The sequence below is a fragment of the Hyunsoonleella sp. 2307UL5-6 genome (assembly GCF_047345485.1).
Lineage (GTDB): Bacteria > Bacteroidota > Bacteroidia > Flavobacteriales > Flavobacteriaceae > Jejuia.
Genome location: NZ_JBLFEN010000002.1, coordinates 133,973 through 153,746, shown reverse-complemented (window position 1 = coordinate 153,746; position 19,774 = coordinate 133,973). Strand labels below are relative to the sequence as shown.

The following is a 19,774-nucleotide window of genomic DNA, read 5'->3' as shown; positions in this document are numbered from 1 at the left end:
AAGTGCCTTCGTTGGATGAGGGAAGTTAATCATTTTATGAGTAACATCACTTAGAAAAATAGCAGCGAAACGCTAAATCTTAAGATTTTCATAATCAGAAAAATATATGTTACGAAAAACTTATTTTTGCTTTTGTTACCCAAATATTATGAAACAATTATTATTCTTTTTAGTACTACTTCCGCTTACGTGTTTTTCGCAACAAGCCTTAGAGCGGGTAGAACATTTGTTAGAACAAAAAGAATTTAAAACAGCAGAAATAGCAGTAAAAAAATATCTAGATACACACCCAGAAGATTTAAAAGCTAAAGAACTTTTAGGTGATGCTTATGGCCACCAAAAACAGTGGGATAGGGCTATAGAAGTTTATGAAAACTTAGTAGAAACAAAACCTAATGTAGCCAATTATCATTACAAATATGGTGGTGTTTTAGGCATGAAAGCTCTAGAAAACAAATTTAAAGCTGTAGGTTTTATAGGTGATGTAAAAGATGCATTTTTAAAGGCAGCAGAACTAGATAAAACACACATTGAAGCACGTTGGGCTTTGGTAGAATTATATATGCAACTTCCTGGAATTTTTGGCGGTAGTAAAAGCAAATCTTTTCAATATGCTAAAGAATTAGAGGTGTTATCCACCGTAGATGGTTATCTCGCAAAGGGTTATATACACGAGTATGATGACGAGCCAGAACTTGCCGAAAAATATTATAAAATGGCAATAGCAGAAGGCGGTTCGCTTACCTGTTTTAACAAACTCACTACGTTTTACGAAACTAAAAAACAACCAGAAAAGGCTATAAAAACTATAGAGCAGGCCAACTCCAAGCACCAACGCAATGCGCTGCATTATCAAATCGGCAAAGTGTCTGCCGAATACAATGTACAGCTAGAAAAAGGAGAAAAGTGCCTAGAAATTTATTTAAATAATTATTCTGCAAATGATGGTGTTCCAAAAGCTTGGGCGCATTACCGTTTAGCACAAATACATACCCATAAAAATAACAAATTGCAAGCGCTTAAATTTATAGATTTGGCTATTGCCGAACTTCCTAAAATAAAACCATTTAAAGTACAAAAAGATAAAATTTTACAGCTGTAATAGTTGGGCGCTACCACAAGGGTCGGGCTTTCCACTATACTTGCCTGCGATACCGAAGGTAGGCAGGTCTTTTTTGTGCTCAATGTGTTTCAGTGTCTTATAAAGTATTAGGGTGTTTTTATAATTAAACAATAATCAGGGTTTTTTGAAAAAGCACAAAAAAGGATACCGTTGCAATCCCTAGCGCGGGTGTATTTGCTAGCTCATTGCTGTTAACATAAGTTTTTTCACTTCTATTCATTCAAAAAAAATCATTAGTTTTTCGCAACATAAAAACTTTGAACTTTAAACTTATAAGCAGATATTTGTTATATGAACGTACATTTTATAGCCATTGGTGGTGCTGCAATGCACAACTTAGCCTTAGCACTACATAATAAAGGATATAACGTCACCGGAAGCGACGATACTATTTTTGAGCCGTCAAAATCCCGACTTGATGCAAAAGGATTGTTGCCTGAGACTTTCGGTTGGTATCCCGAAAAAATCACAACAAGTTTAGATGCTATTGTATTGGGTATGCATGCTAAAGCAGATAATCCAGAGTTGTTAAAAGCCCAAGAATTAGGCGTAAAAATTTATAGCTATCCCGAGTTTTTGTACGAACAGTCTAAACACAAAACCCGTGTAGTAATTGGTGGAAGCCATGGTAAAACTACAATTACCTCAATGATTTTACACGTTATGCATTACCATGACAGAGATGTAGATTATATGGTGGGCGCACAGTTAGAAGGGTTTGATGTGATGGTGAAACTTACCGAGGATAATGATTTTATCGTTTTAGAAGGCGATGAGTATTTAAGTTCACCAATAGATAGACGTCCAAAATTTCATTTATACAAACCAAATATTGCCCTGTTAAGCGGTATTGCTTGGGACCATATTAACGTGTTTCCAACCTATAAAAACTATGTAGAGCAGTTTAGTATTTTTGTAGATGCTATTGTATCTGGTGGTAGTATAAATTATAACGAGGAAGATCCAGAAGTAAAGCGTGTGGTAGAAGCAAGCGAAAATACTATTAGAAAATTACCCTACCAAACACCAGCTTATATTGTTGATAACGGACAAACACTTTTAGAAACTCCAGAAGGCGATTTACCTATTGAAATTTTTGGTAAGCATAACCTTAATAATTTAGCAGGCGCCAAATGGATTTGCCAGCATATGGGTATTGATGAAGACGATTTTTATGAAGCTATTGCTACATTTAAAGGCGCCAGCAAGCGTTTAGAAAAAATAGCAAAACGTGCAAATAGTGTTGCCTATAAAGATTTTGCACATTCGCCAAGTAAAGTAGAAGCTACAACAAAAGCTGTAAAAGAACAGTACCAAAATAGAACTTTAGTAGCCTGTTTAGAATTACATACTTACAGCAGTTTAAATGCAGAGTTTTTAAAAGAATATAAAGGTGCGCTTAATGCGGCCGATGTTGCTGTAGTGTTCTACTCGCCACATGCCGTTGAAATAAAAAAGCTAGAAGCAGTCACCCATGAGCAAATTGCTAAAGCTTTTGAGCGCGACGATTTAATTATTTATACCAACCCAGACGATTTTAAAAGCTTTCTGTTTAAACAAAATTTTGATAATAAGGCGTTGTTATTAATGAGCTCTGGTAATTATGGTGGGCTTGATTTTGAGTTGGTTAAGGAGTTGATTGGGTAGTTTTGTTAGCGGTCTTTATATGGCTCGTAGCGTGTAAATTAGAAAATTATTTTCTGATTAAGCACAAGCCATATTTTTAAATTTTACTATTTATCTTTTTTATTGGAAATTATCAAATTTTAAAATTTGGCGACTTTTTAAGTATGTATTAAATTTTTTTAAGTAACTGGATATCTATAAGTTATACACGTTTTTATCAGTAGTGCTTTACGCTACTTTGAAGTCAAAATCATTCATTTCAACACTAAATTTGACGTTTGCTTTTAATGCTCTAAATACTTTCAAAATCGTTTCAATAGTCACGTTTTTTGTGTTCCTTTCCAATTTCGAGATTTGCGATTTTTGAACTCCGATTAATTCTCCGAGTTGCTCTTGCGTCAAATTTCGTTCTTTTCGGACAGACTTTATCATATCTCCAAGGACTTCCATTCGCAAGTCAAATTCGTATTTATCACGTTCAGGTGTTCCAACTTTTCCAATGTCCTTGTCCTTCATTTGGTCAAGTGTCATCATTTTTATTTTTTTATTTTTCGTTGCCATAATTTCAAGTTTATTCGTTAAAATATTCAGATCTAATCTTTAATGCTTTCTCAATTTGTGATTTCGGAACTTTACTTACTTTCTTAACCATTCCGTGTGTTGATAATACAAGTGCTTCAGTTTTGTCATTTTTGTCCCAAAAAGCAAAAAGTCTGTACTGAATTCCTTGATAAAGTGTTCTAAATTCCCAAATGTCGTCTGTCAGTTTTTTAAACAGTTTTGGGTCATTCTCGAGTTTTGCTTTATCCAAATTATAATAGATTTTCTTTTTAGCTTTCGCATCTATTTTACTCATAAAGTCTATAGCTTGTTCAAGAAAAACTACTTCAAATTTTGGTTTCATTCAGTTTATTTGTCGTTTTACTTTAGCAAAAATAACAAAAAAAGTTGAATTATATGGAAACATTTTATGGTTTGGTCGTATTACTGGCAACGTATTGTAAGATATACGTCTGTTTCATTGACTTATATTTTAAGTTAACGAAGTTAGCCGAAATTTTTCACAAAGTCAAGTTCTAATATGCGCTCTCAAAATGCTATAAAACCTAAAAAACTCTTTTAATTATATGTTTAATTCTTATAATTTAAAAGAGTCTTGTGTTTTATGCTTCTCATTTTTAAATTCTACTTGTCTTAATGCTCTCATTTTTTTTTATTAAAATTTGGAGGAGATATCTTTGTTGTAAAAGAGTTTCGGTATAATTTATAGGTGATTAGATTTTGATACGTTTAAGGATATAGTTGGGTAGTTTTATTAACGTTGTTTTATAAGGAAAGTAGCTTGTCTGTGTGAGAATATTTTATAAAGAAAAAATAAGGCGTCACAAATATTAAATGACTTTTGATTAAGCACTAAATCAAAATTATTTTTATAGGTGTTACAGACAGCACTTTTTATGTTATAGTTTCTAAAATTTCAACAATTTTTTCATTTTGCACAATATACATTCCTAATCGTTCGTGTGAAATCCCTTCTTTTAATTTATAATCGTAAGTAGGTTTATTATTAACTAGTTTAGAGTTAAAATATTTAAACTGAATATTGTTAGATTTTGATAATTCTGTTGCAACTTCAGTAATATGTGTTGAAACGAAAAAAGTACTTTTTTTAATTTTTGAAAAAGCTGCAATAATTAGCAAAGACGCATCTGATGCATCTTTAACATTAGTACCTCGAAATAGTTCGTCAAAAATTACAAGTAATTTTTTGCTTTCTTTTAATTTAAGTGCTGTTTCTTTTACTCGCTTTACTTCACTATAAAAATGGCTTAATCCTTTATTCAAATTATCGGATAAATTTATTGTTGATACAACTCCATTATAAATAGAGGTTGTCATTTTAGAAGCAGGTATAGGAAATCCTAAATGTGATATAAATACAGAAAGGCCTATTGATTTAAGAAAGGTTGATTTTCCCGCCATGTTTGGGCCTGTTAAAAAAAACATGTTTGATTTTTTGTCAATTTCAAAGTCGTATGATTTTGCTTTTTTTAGTAGTGGATGAAAAAGTCCAATTACATTTAATTGAGGCTTTTCAGATTCAACATATACTGGAAATGTAAGATTGTTTTTTTTTGCAGTAACTGCAACAGATATATAAGCATCTAGATTATAAACTGACTGTATAAGGTTTTCAAGCTCTTTTAAATAACTTTTTCTAAAAAAAGCGTCTAACTTATTAAGATCACTGAATTTTAAATCTTTATTTGAGTTTATATATTTAATTAAAAGGGGGTTTTTAGTTAATTTATCAATTGTTTGAATCTCTATTTTTAATAATTCGGGAATATTTTTAAGTTTTTCCTTAAGTTTTTTATTTAATTCTTTTAGAAGTATTACAATTTCCTCAATACCTTTACTAATTAAATAGTAATCGTTACTAGGTCTGATTTTATAAGATATATGATTTATTAATGAACTTAATATATTGTTATTTAAAGAATTTGTTCTTAATTTTAAGTAATGCTCAATATACTCTAATTGAGTATAATTTATGGCTAATTCGAAGTCTGAATTGTGAAAGTATTTTATTAATTCACTTCTGTTTTTAATTTCTGAAATATCAGTAAGTGGATTATTCATTATATCAGATAGACAATTTTTACCACCTTTAGTTTTTGTCATGTTATAATAACTAAAGATTGAACTATCCTCATTATTAAAGATTTTTAAATCATTTTTTGTTTGTTTGTCTAATTCAAATTTCATTTAGATAGTTGATTTCGTATTGTTTGTAACGTGTTACAAGATATACGTACATCTTAATAACTTATATACTAAGTTAACGAAGTTAGCCGTAATTTTTCACAAAGTCAAGTTCTGTATTTTGTTCTAAAATCGACTAAATTTTATAAGAGTAATAAATTGTTTTATCCTGCCTATATTTTAGAATGTTTTGAGCAATTATTTTTGCTTTTTTAGATACATTCAATTTATCAATTCTAATGATTTAGATGATACAAACTTATTATTTACGGTATAAAAAATACTGATCTACCAAGTCTATATATGCTTGTTTAGCTTCATCTTCAGAGACATTTTTTACTTGAAATAATGCGTTTGTTTTAAAGGCATTTATAATTTCTTTTTTACTTTTAGGTTTACCGTAGTCGTTGGTTGCTTTTTTGTAGTAGGCGTATAGTTTTAAAAGTATATCTGCAGGAAAAGGCTCAGTATGCGCATTTACACGCGTTACCGATTCTTTAAATATAATATCTAACGATTTGCTATTCATTAACTTTTGCTATAATGCTTTCTCCACCACGTACTTTTTGGTTTAGTTTAACTTTAATAGTAGTATCTAAAGGTAAAAACAAATCTACACGAGATCCAAATTTTATAAATCCAGAATCTGCACCTTGTTTTGCAGCATCATCTTTTTTAGCATAATTAACAATACGTTTTGCTAAAGCACCTGCAATTTGTCGGTAAAGTACTTTGCCATAGGTTGCGTTTTCTACAACTACGGTGGTGCGCTCGTTTTCTTCACTTGCTTTAGGATGCCATGCGACTAAGTATTTTCCAGGATGGTATTTACTAAAAAGCACCTTTCCGCTAATAGGATAACGCGTTACATGAACATTTAATGGCGACATAAATACACTTACTTGTAAACGTTTTTCATTAAAGTATTCTTTTTCAAAAACCTCTTCGATTACTACCACTTTACCATCAACAGGTGATATTACATGCGCATCATTACTTTGAGTATGGCGTTTAGGGTTTCTAAAAAATTGTAGAATTAGTATTAGAAACACTAATAGTGTTATTAATATTAGTGTTCTTAACCAAAAGACAGAAATAAAACTATCTACAAGCAAAAAGCAAGCTACTACAATGATTAAAGTAAATAATATTATTTTGTGTCCTTCTTTATGAAACATAGTATAAAATTCTTAAAAATAAGTAAATAAAAGGTGAAGCAAAAATTATGCTGTCTAAACGATCAAGTAATCCACCATGCCCAGGCATAATTGTACCACTATCTTTTACATTGGCTTGCCGTTTAAACTTAGATTCAATTAAATCTCCAAGTGTGCCAAAGACAGTAATTATTATGGCAAGCATAAGCCAGTTTGTAAAATTTAAAGTTGTTGTATAATTAAATATAAAATAACTAGCAATGCAAGAGAAAAATAAACCGCCTAAAAATCCTTCTACAGTCTTTTTAGGTGATATTTTTTCAAATAACTTTTGTTTGCCAAAGTTCTTTCCTACTAAATAAGCAAAGGAGTCATTAACCCAAACTAATATAAAAGATCCCAACAATATTTTAGGACTATAAACACTAGCTATAAGCATTAAAAATACAAAACCACTTGAGAGATAAAATGTAGTAATTATAAAGCGTTTAGTAACAAATAGCGGAATTGTTTTTCGGGAAAATAAATCCTTAATTAAAAATAAATCTACAAAAATAGTGAGAACGATAAGAATTTGAGATGCTTCGTTTAATCCTGTATTTGTTGTTAAAACCATTGGCCAATAGCCAAAAATGACATAGAGCCCAATAAATATAAAATAGGGTATGATACTTTTTAATTGAATTAATTTATTCAATTCAACTAAAGAAAGAACACCAAGAACAAAAAAAACAATAATAAAAGGGTGAGGCGTATTTAAACTTAGAACAACAATTAATAACGTTACGTATAGCAAACCAGATAGTGAGCGCAATAACATGTCTTTCATATTCTAAAGCTACTTAAATTATAAATCTTCTAATAGCAGCAAATATAAGTTTTTTGCACTACTACCATAGCTTAAAAAATCTTTTTCGTCTCCAGATTTAAAATGCTTAATTGTAGTAATATTTGTGGGAATGTGTTGCCTGTTTTTGGATTTTATACCTCTGAGGCCTTCGCCAATGTTATCAACAATTTGACTTGTAGTAGCAAATACAATAACATTAAAAGGTAATTCTGGTAACTTTTTTGTTGCGATTTGGTTAGAACTTATTAAAAGCGAACCATCTGTAGCAATTAAATTCTCGCAAGTTGTTAAAAAATAGGTGGCACTATCAGTTTTTTTTGTAGCTTTGATACTACAGGGTTTAAATTTTTCGATGAGATTGTCATCAATTAATAAAGCAGATGTGTCTTGCCAAGAATTTTCTTGGATGATATTATTTAAATTTGAGAATACTTCATTTAAATCATCGCAATACAAGAACTTGCCACCATTAGCCTTAAAGTTTATTGTAAACTTTTCGTCTATAGGCAACTTAAGTTCGGGCATATATTTACCGCGGTTATCAGATTTTATTTCTTTTTCAGATGGTTTTGATTTAAATCCGAAAATTTTCTTTAAAAGATTCATTCAGGTAATTGCTATTAACCTTTTGCGTTGAGAGTTTTTCAAATATAAAAAATCTTAAACTATTCCTAAGAGTAATTTAAGATTTTTACAAAAAAGCTTAACGCTAATATTTATTTATCAAGGGTTTCACGTTCTTTTTCAAAAGGACGTGTTCCAAATATTTTTTCTAGATTGTCTTTAAAAATAACTTCTTTGTCTAAAAGTACTTCAGCTAATTCTGTTAATTTATCTTTATTTTCTTCTAATAATTTGATAGCGCGTTGGTATTGCTTTTCAATAATATCAGATATTTCTTTATCTATTAATTCTGCTGTTTGTTCACTGTAAGGTTTTGTAAACCCGTATTCACTTTGTCCAGAATCATAATAGGTTAAATTCCCTATTTTATCACTTAAACCATAAATAGTTACCATGGCTCTAGCCTGCTTAGTTACTTTTTCTAAGTCACTTAAAGCACCTGTTGATATTTTATCAAATATCACTTTTTCAGCAGCACGACCACCTAAGGCAGCACACATTTCATCTAACATTTGTTCAGGGCGAACTATTAAACGTTCTTCTGGCAAATACCAAGCAGCACCTAAAGAGCGCCCACGAGGCACGATAGTAACTTTTACTAAAGGTGCAGCGTGTTCTAACATCCAACTTACAGTAGCATGACCAGCTTCATGGAATGCCACAGCTTTTTTCTCACTAGGTGTAATAATTTTATTTTTCTTTTCTAAACCACCAATAATTCTATCAACAGCATCAAGGAAATCTTGTTTGTCAACGGCCTTTTTCCCGTTTCTAGCAGCAATTAATGCAGCTTCATTACATACATTTGCAATATCGGCACCAGAAAAACCAGGTGTTTGTTTTGATAAGAAATCTGTATCTAAATCTTTAGTTTTCTTAAGAGGTCTAAGATGCACTTCAAATATTTCTTTACGCTCACGAACATCTGGTAAGTCTACAAAAATTTGTCTATCAAAACGACCGGCACGCATTAATGCTTTATCTAAAATATCAGCTCTGTTAGTAGCTGCCATAACGATAACATTAGTATTGGTGCCAAAACCGTCCATTTCAGTTAATAACTGATTTAGCGTATTTTCGCGTTCGTCATTACTTCCAGACATGGCATTTTTTCCACGAGCACGCCCAATAGCATCAATTTCATCAATAAAAATAATTGATGGTGATTTCTCTTTGGCTTGTTTAAATAAATCTCTAACACGAGATGCGCCCACACCAACAAACATCTCTACAAAATCAGAACCTGATAATGAGAAGAAAGGTACTTTAGCCTCACCAGCTACAGCTCTTGCTAATAATGTTTTACCTGTTCCTGGAGGACCTACAAGTAGTGCGCCTTTTGGAATTTTACCACCAAGGGTTGTATATTTTTCTGGGAATTTCAAGAAATCTACAATTTCTTGTACTTCTTCTTTTGCACCTTCTAATCCAGCTACATCTTTAAAAGTTGTTTTAACTTCTGTGTTTTGATCGAAGAGTTTAGCTTTAGACTTTCCGATGTTAAATATTTGTCCGCCAGCACCTCCTCCAGCTCCTCCAGACATACGGCGCATAATAAATATCCAAACACCTATTAAAAGTATAAAAGGTAGTATGCCTAATAAAAAATCTGCTACAAGGTTTTCTTCTGTTACGTATTCTGGCTCTAAATCTAAATTTTGGTTTTCAATAATGGTATTTAATTCATTTTGAAAAACTTCTAACTCTCCAAACTCAAATCTGTAATTTGGTGTTTGTGCAGTTGATAAACTAAAACCTGTTGACTTTGATTTTTTGTGTATCTCTTTTTGAGATGCTTCTTTGGTTAAGTAAACTTTTGCGAGTCTTCTATTTACTATTTCTACTTTAGCAACATCACCATCTTTAACAAAATTAAAAAACTGAGTGGGGTTGGTTTTATTACCAGTATCAACACCACTGTTGTTAAATAGTGTAAATACCAAAAACAGAGATAGTATTATTCCGTAAATCCAATACGGACTAAACTTTGGTTTCTTCTCTTTTATATTCTTATTATCTTTTGCCATGTTCTGTTTTTAGTAACTTGTTTCTATTACTGTTGTTTTTGCATCTCCCCAAAGACCTTCAATATCATAGTATTCTCTAATGTGTTTTTGGAACACATGTACTGCAATATTAACGTAGTCTAACAACACCCACTCTGCGTTATCGGCACCTTCTATATGCCACGGGTGGTCTTTAAGCTCTTTACTTACTTTTTTCTGAATTGAGTTAACGATAGCGTTAACTTGAGTGTTTGAAGTTCCTTCACAAATGATAAAATAGTCGCAAACTGTATTTTCAATCTCCCTAAGGTCTAAAATACTTATTTCTTTACCTTTTACATCTTCAATTCCACTAATGATAACTGATATTAACTGATCTGCGCTTATTTTTTCTTTCGCCATTAATTTTATTTAATTTGTGCAAAGTTATTATTTTTTTAGTTCTTTATGGTTTAAAATTATCACAACATTTTAAACAGCAAAAAATAACCTGTAAATGTCAATAATCAAACTTGATGCCATTGCTTCTACTAATACATTTTTAAAAGAAATGATAAGTACGCAAACCGTGGAGGATTTTACAGTGGTTACAGCTAAGTATCAAAGTAATGGTAAAGGGCAAATGGGAGCTAAGTGGACGTCAGAACCTTCAAAAAACCTTATGTTTAGTATGTTTGTTGATACTTCAAGTTTTTATTTAGAATATCCTTTTTACCTCAGTATGTTGGCAGCTTTAGCTGTACGGCAGAGTTTAAATTCGTTGTCTATACCACAACTATACATTAAATGGCCTAACGACATTTTGTCACAAAACAAAAAAGTTTGTGGTATTTTAATAGAAAATGTCATGAAACAAGGCAGAACTAATGCTTCTATTATTGGCGTTGGTTTAAATGTGAATCAAAATGAGTTTAACGCATTACCAAATGCCGCTTCATTAAAACATATTACAGGGTGTACTTATAATCTTGATGAACTTCTAGATAGTATTATTTTTAACCTTAAGTATTACATTTCAAAACTAAAAAGTGGACATCTAGATGCGTTAAAAAAAGAATATGAATTGTATTTATTTAGAAAAGATAAACCCTCAACATTTAAAGATGCTAAGGGTAATATGTTTTCTGGTTTCATCACATCTGTTGACGAAACAGGCAGTTTAAATGTTTTACTAGAGGATAATATAACTAAGTCTTTCATGTTAAAAGACATTACCTTAATGTACTAAACTACTTTAGGTAAGTTAGTAACTAGTGTTTCAATAAATTTTGAAATTGGGCTTTTAATCATCATTGCCATCATAGGGTTAAAGTCGCCACTAAATTGTAACTGCACATCGCTTTTTTCAGGGTCGCTTTCAGAAATAACTGCCGTTAACGAAAAGTCTATTTTTCCGCCTGCTGCACCAAATACAATTTTATTTGGAGGTATAGTTTCCTTCTTTTTTAATATAATTTCGGGCATGCCTTTTAAAGCAAATAAAAATTTATCTTCTCCTAACACTTCAAATTTACTAATATTTTCAGGCATTAAGGCTTCAAAATTTTTAATATCTGATATAAAATTGAATGTATCTTCTGGAGTTTTTGATACGCTTACTTTTGGAGATTCTAAATTCATAAATGTATTTGGTTATTATTTGTTTAGCTAATTGCTAATTTATCTGTTTTATCTTAAACTATACATTATCTTTAACTATCAAATAGCGTTCCATTCACTAGGGTTCGCATTCCATTTTGTAAGTAACTCCAGTTCATTATCTGCAATGTAGTTAGTTTGTAAAGCCTGTTCTAGAAGGTTTTCGTAATTTCCAAGCGTATGTAGTGTTACATCCTCTTTTTTAAAGTTTTCTTTTGAAACTTCAAATCCGTAGGTAAAAATAGCAACCATACCTTTTATAGTAATACCTCCATCTCTCAAAGCTTTTACAGCATTTAAACTGCTCTTTCCGGTGCTAATTAAATCTTCTACAACCACAACGTTTTGGCCTTTTTCAATAAAGCCTTCAATTTGGTTTTTTCTACCATGCCCTTTTGCGTCTGGTCTCACGTAAATAAAAGGTAAATTTAAGTAGTTAGCAACTAACATACCAATGCCTATTGCACCTGTGGCTACGCCAGCAATAGCATCTGGTTTGCCATACATATCCTCTATGTGTTTAGCCATTGTTTCGCACACATAATTACGAATTGTTGGAAATGAAAGGATAATTCGGTTATCACAATATATTGGTGATTTCCAGCCAGAAGCCCAAGTAAAGGGTTCTTTCGAATTTAATTTTATCGCATTTACTTGCAATAAAACTTCTGCTGTTTTTTTTGCGGTATCTTTATTAAAAATCATGATACAAAATTAAACATATATTTAGGATAACATCATCACTTTTAAATGAATAAATTATTTTTTTTAACAATGGTTAGTTTGTATTTTAAAATGATATTTTTACCACATAGAATTAGTACAAAAAAGCTATATGTATAAAATATTTGTTGGCGATAAGCCTATAATTTTAACTACCAAACCAAAGGATAAAAAGGGTGTTAAAAACTATAATTTAAAAACTGTTATTCTTAGAAACGTTATTCGAAAGCTAAATAATAGTTCTATTAAGGAAGCGCGTTTGGTTCATAAAAACGAAAAAAAGCTACTGAAAAAGTTTTTAAAAAAAGCTCCAAATGTAATTGCGGGCGGTGGTAAGGTATACAACGATAAAGGTAAAGTGTTGTTTATTTTTAGAAATGGAAAATGGGATTTGCCTAAAGGAAAGGCCGAAAAAAACGAAACTATTGAAGAAACAGCTATTAGAGAGGTAGAAGAGGAAACAGGTGTTAAAGGATTAAAAATTGTAAAGCCCATTGAAACTACATACCATATGTTTAAGCGTCGCGGACGTTATAGAATAAAAATAACCTATTGGTTTGAAATGAAAACATCTTTTGATGGGAAATTATACCCGCAAGAAAAAGAAGGTATTACTAAAGTGAAATGGCTAGGGAATAAGAAAATTAAAAAGGCTTTAGAAAATTCATATGCTAATATTAAAATTCTGATTGATTAGTTTGTATGATGTATCCTAAATACAGGATATTGTAAATGTGCAGTTTCGTAATGCTCACTCTGTTTATGTAACCAATCTAATTGCGCATAACTATCATTTTTAAACGTGGTTAGATCATCTTTTCTATGTTCGAACTCCTTCTTTAATTTTGGATTGTTTTTTAATAATTCTAAAGCTTTGTCTTCCCATACATAAGGTGAGAATCCTTCTTTTTGTTGTAATACAGTATCAAAAAAATTCCAATTGAAAAACGAATCTGGTGCTTGAGGTTCTAAAGTTGCCATTAAATACCTAAATGCGTACTGATTGGTTTTAATCAAGTAATCGCCTTTGCGGAATTGTTTTAAGCTTTTAGATGATGTAACGTCTACATTATAATGCTGATAATGTCCTTCGTAAGGCGCATTTCGTGTTTCGTATTTTTTTATATCATACGCTTCTACATTTAAAATAGTGTCTTTTTCAAAAGCCGTCATTTTTACTTGATTCAAGCGTAATATAGCAATAACGTTATGCCAGCCTTGTGGAATAATATAAGCGCTAGGTATTTCAACCTTCAGTTTTTGTTTAAAAAAGTTTTGGTAGTTCACTACTTTTGTAAATTGTCTCGACCTATCATATTTGAGGCGATTTAAACCCGTAATTTCACTTTTTAAAACATCTGCGTCATAGCCCTTAAAATTTAAATGTGATGTTTGGCTAGAATCTATGTCCCAATCTAAAGTATAATGCGTCTGTTTATCCATAGATGTTAACGTGTTTTCTCGCAAGGTTTTAATGTTTTTAGCATCCGTTTCTATAATTTCAATCATGCTTTTCATTAATTCATAAGTGCCTTCCACGCGCTGTTTATAAGGTTTTAGCATGTGAGTTTCTACCATCATACCTAAACAGTTAAAAAGCGTAGTATATCCTGTGGAATATCTGGGATAATCCATAAACTGAGAGAATCCGTTTTCTGGAACAGTATTAAAAACATTAACATAGGGCGTGATGTCCCAGTTTTTTTTAGCCAACTTATCTTCTAATTTTGGCATCATTTCAGTGTGTAAATATGCTCCTAGTGCGCCACCTAATTTATTATGCTGTGTAAATAAATGGGTAAGTGTGTATTGATAATCGGCACCATTACTCACATGGTTATCAATAAACACATCAGGTTTTACCAAATGAAAAATTTGCGTAAAAGTTTTAGCGTTTTTGGTATCACATTTAATAAAATCTCTATTTAAATCATAGTTACGTGCATTACCTCTAAAACCATACGATTTAGGTCCATTTTGATTAGTGCGAGTTGTCTTATTTCTATTTAAACTACCACCAATATTATAAATGGGTATTGTAGCTATTACAACATTTTTAGGCATTTTAATTTTACCGTTTGCTAAGTCTCTAAATAATAACATAGTAGCATCAATACCATCAGACTCTCCAGGATGTATACCGTTGTTAATCAGTAAAATGCGTTTATTCTTCCGAAGTGTATCAAAGTTAAAATCTTTATCAGGATTAAGCGTAACAAGATGTAAAGGTTTACCAGCATCAGTTTCTCCAATAGTATCTATCGCTATTGCAGTATACGTTTTGGCTAACTCAGAATAAAACGTAATAGTTTCTGTATAAGTTGCAGTTTCTAAACCTTTAGAAGTTTCAAAAGGGGTGTCAAAATTAAATGTAGTGGGTTTTTTTGAAGTTTCACACCCCAAAAATACGAGGAACAGCACTATGATTTTTTTCATAATTCTACTTTGATGTCTAAAATTACAACAATTTCAAATGATTACTTCCTAAGAAAGTTAACTAAATACTATTAATTTAGTAACACAAAGAATTTTAATTGTTTAAACTGTAAATAGTTAAAGCATTTCTTGCACATCCTTATTTAAAAGGTAAATTTGCACCTTCAAAAATACAAATGATGACTGCATTTTTTAAAAAAAGCGCTAAAAACGCCAAAAACGATATTTTAAGTGGATTAACTGTTGCATTAGCTTTAGTGCCAGAAGCAGTAGCTTTTGCATTTGTTGCAGGTGTAGATCCCTTAGTAGGTTTATATGCAGCATTTATGATTGGGTTAATCACTTCAATCTTTGGAGGGCGACCAGGAATGATTAGTGGTGCTACAGGTGCTCTAGCCGTAGTTATGGTAAGTTTAGTAGCAGAAGGTAATGCTATGGGCGAGCCATCAGAACAGCTGGGGTTATACTATTTATTTGCTACGGTAATATTAATGGGTATTATACAAATTTCGGCAGGTGTTTTTAAACTCGGTAAGTTTGTAAGGCTTATTCCGCATCCTGTAATGATGGGGTTTGTAAACGGATTAGCTATAGTTATTTTCTTATCGCAATTAAACCTATTTAAAGATGCAAATGGCAATTGGTTTGCAGGATCGCAACTATGGGTTATGTTAGGTTTAGTAGCCTTAACTATGGGTATTATGTTTGGTTTACCAAAACTCACAAAAAAATTACCAGAAGCTTTAGTCGCTATTTTGGTGGTATCAGGTATTGTAATTTTTGGAAATTTAGATGTTGCCACTGTAGGGAGTTTTATCCGTGATGGTGGTGGTGAAGGTTTAGAAGGTGGCTTACCACAATTTCAAACAGATATATTTAGTAAAGTACCATTTACACTAAAAACACTGTGGTTTATAGGGCCGTATGCTGTTATTCTTGCAGCCATCGGACTCATAGAATCGTTAATGACTCTTAATTTAGTAGACGAAATTACCGAAACCAGAGGAAATGCCAATCGCGAATGTATGGCTCAAGGCGGTGCAAATATAATTACAGGCTTTTTTGGTGGTATGGGCGGTTGCGCTATGATTGGGCAATCTTTAATTAATATTAAAGGTGGTGGTCGTGGTAGACTTTCAGGTATTGTTGCTGCCGTAGCTCTGCTAATCTTTATTTTATTTGCATCTGGTTTAATAGAGCAAGTACCAATTGCCGCATTAGTAGGTGTAATGTTTATGGTAGTTATCGGTACATTTGCTTGGAGTAGTTTCAGGATTTTACGTAAAATACCAATTACCGATGCTATCGTATTAATAGCCGTATCTTTAATTACCGTTTGGAAAGATCTAGCCATAGCCGTAATTGCAGGTGTTATTATTAGCGCCTTGGTGTTTTCTTGGGAAAACGCTAAACGGATTCGTGCCAGAAAACGCATGAAAGACGATGGCACTAAAGTTTACGAAATTTGGGGGCCGCTATTCTTTGGATCTATAAAAGCGTTTAACGATAAATTCGATATAAAAAACGATCCAGACCACGTAGAAATAGACTTTGTAGAATCTCGCATTAGCGATCATTCTGCCTTAGAAGCTATTTTTAATTTGGTCGAAAAATACGAAGCAGCAGGCAAGTCTATAAAACTAAAACACCTAAGCGAAGATTCTAAGGTATTGCTGCATAAATCCAGTCCTAAATTTAGAGAAGTTATTGTTGAGGATATAGACGATCCTCGCTACCATTTAGCCGAAAACCCCGAAGCATTTCCAAAGCCATTATCAGAATATAAGCTCTAATTTTTACTGAATACTGAGACTGTCACTTTTTTTTTGGAGGGCGTTACCCTCAAGGGGTCGGGCTTTCACTACTCAATCCCTCCTGCGTCGGGGATTTCAAACATGCCGTTCAATCCCTAACGCGGGCGTGTTTGCTAGCTTATTTTTAACCTTAAGTTATGTTTTTTTAGAGGCTCTGTAGGCTTCCCTAAAAAGGGTAAGCCAACATTTTTAGGGAAGCCTACATAGATTCTATATTTTTCTTGAATTTTGATTCCGTACTATAGATTAATAGTGCTGATGCAAAAATAATAAATGATGATGTAATTAAATTCCAATAATTTTTTGGTTCTGAAATACTAGAAAAATCAACATTCAAGATACCTACAATACTTGAAATTATTATTAAAATTGATGCTCCGTTTCTTTTAATCATTTTTTTGTTTTTAATTCAGGCTACAGTTTTTCATTCAAGTCCTGTCTTCCAATTATTGTCATTATTTCTACAATATCTTCATTTACTTTAAAATAAATGCTATCAACTCCACAAACACAGCGTCTGTAGTTATTTTTTATGTAGTCAACAGATTCAAATGAAAAAGGGTTTTGAGCAATAATATCGAAATATTCAAAAAATGATTCAAAATATCTATCCGCATGAGTCATACCAAATTTCACAACTCCGTATTGATGAATTCGTATTAAATCGTTTTTAGCTTCGTTACTTAATCTGTATTTAGCCATTCAACAAAGACTTTGATTGCGCTAAAATTTCGTTTTTAGTATTTTTCGTAAATCCACTTTTTTCAGCTTTATCCAGTTTGGCTCGAACCCAATCAATTTGGATTTGTTGTTTTCTGGCTTGTCTTATCAAATCGTTTACCAATTCGCTTTTACTTGAATATTCATTTTTACTCACTTGCGCTTTCAGCCATTCATCATTCGGTTCTGTAAAAGATATACTTTGTCTTGACATAATTTTGTATTTTGGTGTAAATATACATCAAAAACGTATCACATCCAAATTATCCCCAAGGGGAAGATATAGTTTTGTTTTAATGAATTGCATAGGATGTTAAACGGCTTTAGTTAATTTTTTTGACAAATTAAAAAATTCAGATTTAAAACATAATGAGAGCGTTAAGCCCTAGAAATTACAAATAATTTGATAAGAGGCGTACTACCGCATTGGCCGTTTCAATTGTTCTTTAACCCGATCAAACGATTTTTTACTCGCCCGTTCCCAACGGTAAATTGTATGCTTTTTATCTTTATTGGCATATTGTTTCGCTTCTTTATCTCTAAGTGTTTTTACCCAATTAAAGCGTTTTTTGGTAATAGAAATTACTAAATCGTCACCACAACCTAAAGCTTCTAAAGTATTTAATGCAGCAATGGATACATTTTGTACAGTATCATTTATAGCATGTAATAACACTGGTACTGATGAACATTGTCCTGCGTGCTCTAGTGCTTCAGCTGCTAATTTTCTAGTTGTATAATTTCCGTGTTTTAAAGCATATTCTAACTTACCCACATCTTTTGTATCCGTCCAAAAATTAATAGTATTTTCAGAAGGCTGTACAACACTTAATCTAAAGAGTATATATTTAATATTGTGTAACATGGTTGCTGTAATTAGTTATTTATTGGTAGCTTATTTTGATGAAATGTTACAGTTTTTAAAAAGTGAAATGCGGTAAGGTTTATGTGGAGCTGTACTAAAACGAAAAGACCATCTGAAAAAAATCAGACGGTCTTATCCTTTACATGGTTATGAATTTAATACATACCATTTATTTATATTAGGCGTTTTTTTATTGTAAAGCCTTATACAATTACTAAATTATAGCACCTAAAATTAGATTTTTACAATTTTAGACTGATATACTATTCCAGTAGCTGGATCTTTAATAGTAAGTATGTAAATACCATTAGGTAGGCTGTTCATAAACAATTTACCTGTTCCATTAGAGTTCATCATAACACGACTTCGATTCAAAACACTACGTTGTAAAACATTTGTTAACTGTATGATAGCATTTTCTGGGTTTGAAAAGCTAACTTTAAATGTTGTCTCTGAACGTACAGGATTAGGAAAAATAGAGATTGATCTCCCACCTTTCTTATTATTTTTAAACTGATTTAAACTAAGAGTTTTCTTTACAAATTTTACAGGGATTAGCAGTTTTTGATTGCTAGCATCACTCTCTATTGTTATAATATCCTCAAATATTTTGAGATTTCTTAATTTCTTTACAAACTTAATAATTACAGTGCCATTTGGCTCTACAGTATTGTTTTGTAACGATAAAACCTTACCATTAATAATAGTTTTAGTATCCAAAGGTTTTTGGGTTAAAATATCGGTAATAACAATAGGAGATTCTCCTACGTTCTTAATTTTTATTTTACCAAAAATATTATTTCCTTTTCTAAATATATTAACTAATGGCTCCCCAAAGATACCTGGTTCTAATGGCTCTTCTTCTGCTTCAAGAATTAACGGAATACGCAATTCTGGTGTTTCTGCATTACTTCTTACAATCAATATATCGTTAATTGCATTAGACGTATTTGTTTGTAACTGAATGGAAAGCGTAATTATTCCACCAGGTTGTACTGTAGCTTCTACAAAAGTATTTACTAAACTAAATTCTTGTTCAGAAACGACATCTGTAATTGTAATAGAAGATTCGCCAATGTTTTCTAATCGAATAACAGCGGTTGCCACAGTATCTTCAACAGTAAGATCTACAATTACGGGTTCTGCAAATATACCAGGACCAGCAGGCGCTTCTTCTACAAAGATTAACGGAATACGAAGTTCTGGATTTTGCGCATCGCTAGTTACAATGATATCTGTATTCACAAGATCCTCAGGGCTATCTACTTCTAATTCAAAAGAAATTGTTAGTATAGCCTGTGGTTGAACCACAGCAATATCTTGAGTAACGGCAACACCATCCACTTGTAAAAAGATATCGGTAAAGTCAAATTCTTGTTCAGAAACCACATCTGATACGTTTATAGGTGCATCACCAATGTTTTGA

The 19,774-nt window shown here is 31.8% G+C and carries 21 protein-coding genes; 5 read left to right on the top strand and 16 right to left on the bottom strand.

The features are described 5' to 3' along the window. Positions 1-148 precede the first annotated feature (148 nt). Entirely contained in the window at positions 149-1,102 is a 954-nt protein-coding gene (locus ACKGJY_RS04160) for a tetratricopeptide repeat protein (protein ID WP_413972593.1), read from the top strand. Positions 1,103-1,414: 312 nt separating this feature from the next. Next, on the top strand, positions 1,415-2,770 hold the full coding sequence (locus ACKGJY_RS04155) for a UDP-N-acetylmuramate--L-alanine ligase (RefSeq protein ID WP_413972592.1): 1,356 nt from the start codon (positions 1,415-1,417) through the stop codon (positions 2,768-2,770). 207 nt (positions 2,771-2,977) lie between these two features. On the opposite strand, the gene ACKGJY_RS04150 is transcribed toward ACKGJY_RS04155, so the two are convergent. The 9 genes from ACKGJY_RS04150 to rsfS all read right to left on the bottom strand — a co-directional run bounded on the left by ACKGJY_RS04150 (position 2,978) and on the right by rsfS (position 10,554). Next, entirely contained in the window at positions 2,978-3,310 is a 333-nt protein-coding gene (locus ACKGJY_RS04150) for a helix-turn-helix domain-containing protein (RefSeq protein ID WP_413972591.1), read from the bottom strand. 10 nt (positions 3,311-3,320) lie between these two features. Continuing rightward, on the bottom strand, positions 3,321-3,653 hold the full coding sequence (locus ACKGJY_RS04145) for a type II toxin-antitoxin system RelE/ParE family toxin (RefSeq protein ID WP_413972590.1): 333 nt from the start codon (positions 3,651-3,653) through the stop codon (positions 3,321-3,323). 551 nt (positions 3,654-4,204) lie between these two features. Next, on the bottom strand, positions 4,205-5,518 hold the full coding sequence (locus tag ACKGJY_RS04140; RefSeq protein ID WP_413972589.1) for a MutS-related protein: 1,314 nt from the start codon (positions 5,516-5,518) through the stop codon (positions 4,205-4,207). Between the two features lie 259 nt (positions 5,519-5,777). Further along, positions 5,778-6,044: an acyl-CoA-binding protein gene (locus tag ACKGJY_RS04135; RefSeq protein ID WP_413972588.1), complete on the bottom strand. Its 267-nt coding sequence runs from the start codon at positions 6,042-6,044 to the stop codon at positions 5,778-5,780. Then, positions 6,037-6,693: a phosphatidylserine decarboxylase family protein gene (locus tag ACKGJY_RS04130; protein WP_413972587.1), complete on the bottom strand. Its 657-nt coding sequence runs from the start codon at positions 6,691-6,693 to the stop codon at positions 6,037-6,039. The genes ACKGJY_RS04135 and ACKGJY_RS04130 overlap by 8 nt, the downstream gene beginning before the upstream one ends. Continuing rightward, positions 6,683-7,501 (bottom strand): phosphatidate cytidylyltransferase, encoded by an 819-nt coding sequence (locus ACKGJY_RS04125; protein WP_413972586.1) that lies wholly within the window; start codon positions 7,499-7,501, stop codon positions 6,683-6,685. Before ACKGJY_RS04125 ends, ACKGJY_RS04130 begins: the two co-directional genes overlap by 11 nt. Positions 7,502-7,519: 18 nt before the next feature. Then, complete coding sequence (locus tag ACKGJY_RS04120) at positions 7,520-8,128, bottom strand: LUD domain-containing protein (protein ID WP_413972585.1); 609 nt, start codon at positions 8,126-8,128, stop codon at positions 7,520-7,522. A 110-nt stretch (positions 8,129-8,238) separates the two neighbouring features. Then, positions 8,239-10,173, bottom strand: a complete 1,935-nt coding sequence (gene ftsH / locus ACKGJY_RS04115; protein ID WP_413972584.1) for an ATP-dependent zinc metalloprotease FtsH — start codon at positions 10,171-10,173, stop codon at positions 8,239-8,241. A gap of 9 nt (positions 10,174-10,182) precedes the next feature. Then, a complete protein-coding gene (gene rsfS / locus ACKGJY_RS04110; RefSeq protein ID WP_413972583.1) occupies positions 10,183-10,554 on the bottom strand; it encodes a ribosome silencing factor in 372 nt (123 codons plus the stop codon). Between the two features lie 94 nt (positions 10,555-10,648). On the opposite strand from rsfS, the gene ACKGJY_RS04105 reads away from it, so the two are divergent. Beyond that, the gene (locus ACKGJY_RS04105) at positions 10,649-11,380 is read left to right on the top strand and encodes a biotin--[acetyl-CoA-carboxylase] ligase (RefSeq protein ID WP_413972582.1); all 732 of its coding nucleotides are present in this window, start codon (positions 10,649-10,651) and stop codon (positions 11,378-11,380) included. Here the strand turns inward: ACKGJY_RS04105 and ACKGJY_RS04100 are convergent. Beyond that, positions 11,377-11,772: an SRPBCC family protein gene (locus ACKGJY_RS04100; protein ID WP_413972581.1), complete on the bottom strand. Its 396-nt coding sequence runs from the start codon at positions 11,770-11,772 to the stop codon at positions 11,377-11,379. The genes ACKGJY_RS04105 and ACKGJY_RS04100 overlap by 4 nt on opposite strands. A 78-nt stretch (positions 11,773-11,850) precedes the next feature. Next, entirely contained in the window at positions 11,851-12,495 is a 645-nt protein-coding gene (pyrE, locus tag ACKGJY_RS04095) for an orotate phosphoribosyltransferase (RefSeq protein ID WP_413972580.1), read from the bottom strand. 130 nt (positions 12,496-12,625) lie between these two features. On the opposite strand from pyrE, the gene ACKGJY_RS04090 reads away from it, so the two are divergent. Next, complete coding sequence (locus ACKGJY_RS04090; protein ID WP_413972579.1) at positions 12,626-13,210, top strand: NUDIX hydrolase; 585 nt, start codon at positions 12,626-12,628, stop codon at positions 13,208-13,210. Here the strand turns inward: ACKGJY_RS04090 and ACKGJY_RS04085 are convergent. Then, positions 13,207-14,949 carry a M14 family metallopeptidase gene (locus tag ACKGJY_RS04085; RefSeq protein ID WP_413972578.1) on the bottom strand — a complete coding sequence of 581 codons (1,743 nt, stop codon included), beginning with the start codon at positions 14,947-14,949 and terminating at the stop codon, positions 13,207-13,209. The two genes, ACKGJY_RS04090 and ACKGJY_RS04085, sit on opposite strands and share 4 nt — an antisense overlap. 179 nt (positions 14,950-15,128) lie before the next feature. Between ACKGJY_RS04085 and ACKGJY_RS04080 the strand changes: the two genes are divergently transcribed. Then, positions 15,129-16,742: a SulP family inorganic anion transporter gene (locus ACKGJY_RS04080; RefSeq protein ID WP_413972996.1), complete on the top strand. Its 1,614-nt coding sequence runs from the start codon at positions 15,129-15,131 to the stop codon at positions 16,740-16,742. Positions 16,743-17,177: 435 nt separating this feature from the next. Here the strand turns inward: ACKGJY_RS04080 and ACKGJY_RS04075 are convergent, their stop codons facing one another. From ACKGJY_RS04075 to ACKGJY_RS04060, 4 genes are all read right to left on the bottom strand, one after another. Then, positions 17,178-17,465 carry a type II toxin-antitoxin system RelE/ParE family toxin gene (locus ACKGJY_RS04075; RefSeq protein ID WP_413972577.1) on the bottom strand — a complete coding sequence of 96 codons (288 nt, stop codon included), beginning with the start codon at positions 17,463-17,465 and terminating at the stop codon, positions 17,178-17,180. After that, the gene (locus ACKGJY_RS04070) at positions 17,458-17,697 is read right to left on the bottom strand and encodes a ribbon-helix-helix domain-containing protein (protein WP_413972576.1); all 240 of its coding nucleotides are present in this window, start codon (positions 17,695-17,697) and stop codon (positions 17,458-17,460) included. Before ACKGJY_RS04070 ends, ACKGJY_RS04075 begins: the two co-directional genes overlap by 8 nt. 204 nt (positions 17,698-17,901) lie before the next feature. After that, positions 17,902-18,348, bottom strand: a complete 447-nt coding sequence (locus ACKGJY_RS04065) for a HEAT repeat domain-containing protein (RefSeq protein WP_413972575.1) — start codon at positions 18,346-18,348, stop codon at positions 17,902-17,904. 234 nt (positions 18,349-18,582) lie between these two features. Beyond that, the coding region (locus ACKGJY_RS04060) for a T9SS type A sorting domain-containing protein (RefSeq protein ID WP_413972574.1) at positions 18,583-19,774 on the bottom strand (1,192 nt) is incomplete at its 5' end.

Bases quoted from the DNA above. Each gene is read 5' to 3' on its own strand.
- ACKGJY_RS04125 (WP_413972586.1), bottom strand. From the start codon at position 7,501: ATGAAAGACATGTTATTGCGCTCACTATCTGGTTTGCTATACGTAACG.
- ftsH (WP_413972584.1), bottom strand. From the start codon at position 10,173: ATGGCAAAAGATAATAAGAATATAAAAGAGAAGAAACCAAAGTTTAGT.
- ACKGJY_RS04100 (WP_413972581.1), bottom strand. From the start codon at position 11,772: ATGAATTTAGAATCTCCAAAAGTAAGCGTATCAAAAACTCCAGAAGAT.
- ACKGJY_RS04150 (WP_413972591.1), bottom strand. From the start codon at position 3,310: ATGGCAACGAAAAATAAAAAAATAAAAATGATGACACTTGACCAAATG.
- ACKGJY_RS04070 (WP_413972576.1), bottom strand. From the start codon at position 17,697: ATGTCAAGACAAAGTATATCTTTTACAGAACCGAATGATGAATGGCTG.
- ACKGJY_RS04080 (WP_413972996.1), top strand. From the start codon at position 15,129: ATGACTGCATTTTTTAAAAAAAGCGCTAAAAACGCCAAAAACGATATT.
- ACKGJY_RS04085 (WP_413972578.1), bottom strand. From the start codon at position 14,949: ATGAAAAAAATCATAGTGCTGTTCCTCGTATTTTTGGGGTGTGAAACT.
- ACKGJY_RS04090 (WP_413972579.1), top strand. From the start codon at position 12,626: ATGTATAAAATATTTGTTGGCGATAAGCCTATAATTTTAACTACCAAA.
- ACKGJY_RS04065 (WP_413972575.1), bottom strand. From the start codon at position 18,348: ATGTTACACAATATTAAATATATACTCTTTAGATTAAGTGTTGTACAG.
- pyrE (WP_413972580.1), bottom strand. From the start codon at position 12,495: ATGATTTTTAATAAAGATACCGCAAAAAAAACAGCAGAAGTTTTATTG.
- ACKGJY_RS04135 (WP_413972588.1), bottom strand. From the start codon at position 6,044: ATGAATAGCAAATCGTTAGATATTATATTTAAAGAATCGGTAACGCGT.
- ACKGJY_RS04075 (WP_413972577.1), bottom strand. From the start codon at position 17,465: ATGGCTAAATACAGATTAAGTAACGAAGCTAAAAACGATTTAATACGA.
- ACKGJY_RS04120 (WP_413972585.1), bottom strand. From the start codon at position 8,128: ATGAATCTTTTAAAGAAAATTTTCGGATTTAAATCAAAACCATCTGAA.
- ACKGJY_RS04140 (WP_413972589.1), bottom strand. From the start codon at position 5,518: ATGAAATTTGAATTAGACAAACAAACAAAAAATGATTTAAAAATCTTT.
- ACKGJY_RS04130 (WP_413972587.1), bottom strand. From the start codon at position 6,693: ATGTTTCATAAAGAAGGACACAAAATAATATTATTTACTTTAATCATT.
- ACKGJY_RS04155 (WP_413972592.1), top strand. From the start codon at position 1,415: ATGAACGTACATTTTATAGCCATTGGTGGTGCTGCAATGCACAACTTA.
- ACKGJY_RS04145 (WP_413972590.1), bottom strand. From the start codon at position 3,653: ATGAAACCAAAATTTGAAGTAGTTTTTCTTGAACAAGCTATAGACTTT.
- ACKGJY_RS04160 (WP_413972593.1), top strand. From the start codon at position 149: ATGAAACAATTATTATTCTTTTTAGTACTACTTCCGCTTACGTGTTTT.
- rsfS (WP_413972583.1), bottom strand. From the start codon at position 10,554: ATGGCGAAAGAAAAAATAAGCGCAGATCAGTTAATATCAGTTATCATT.
- ACKGJY_RS04105 (WP_413972582.1), top strand. From the start codon at position 10,649: ATGTCAATAATCAAACTTGATGCCATTGCTTCTACTAATACATTTTTA.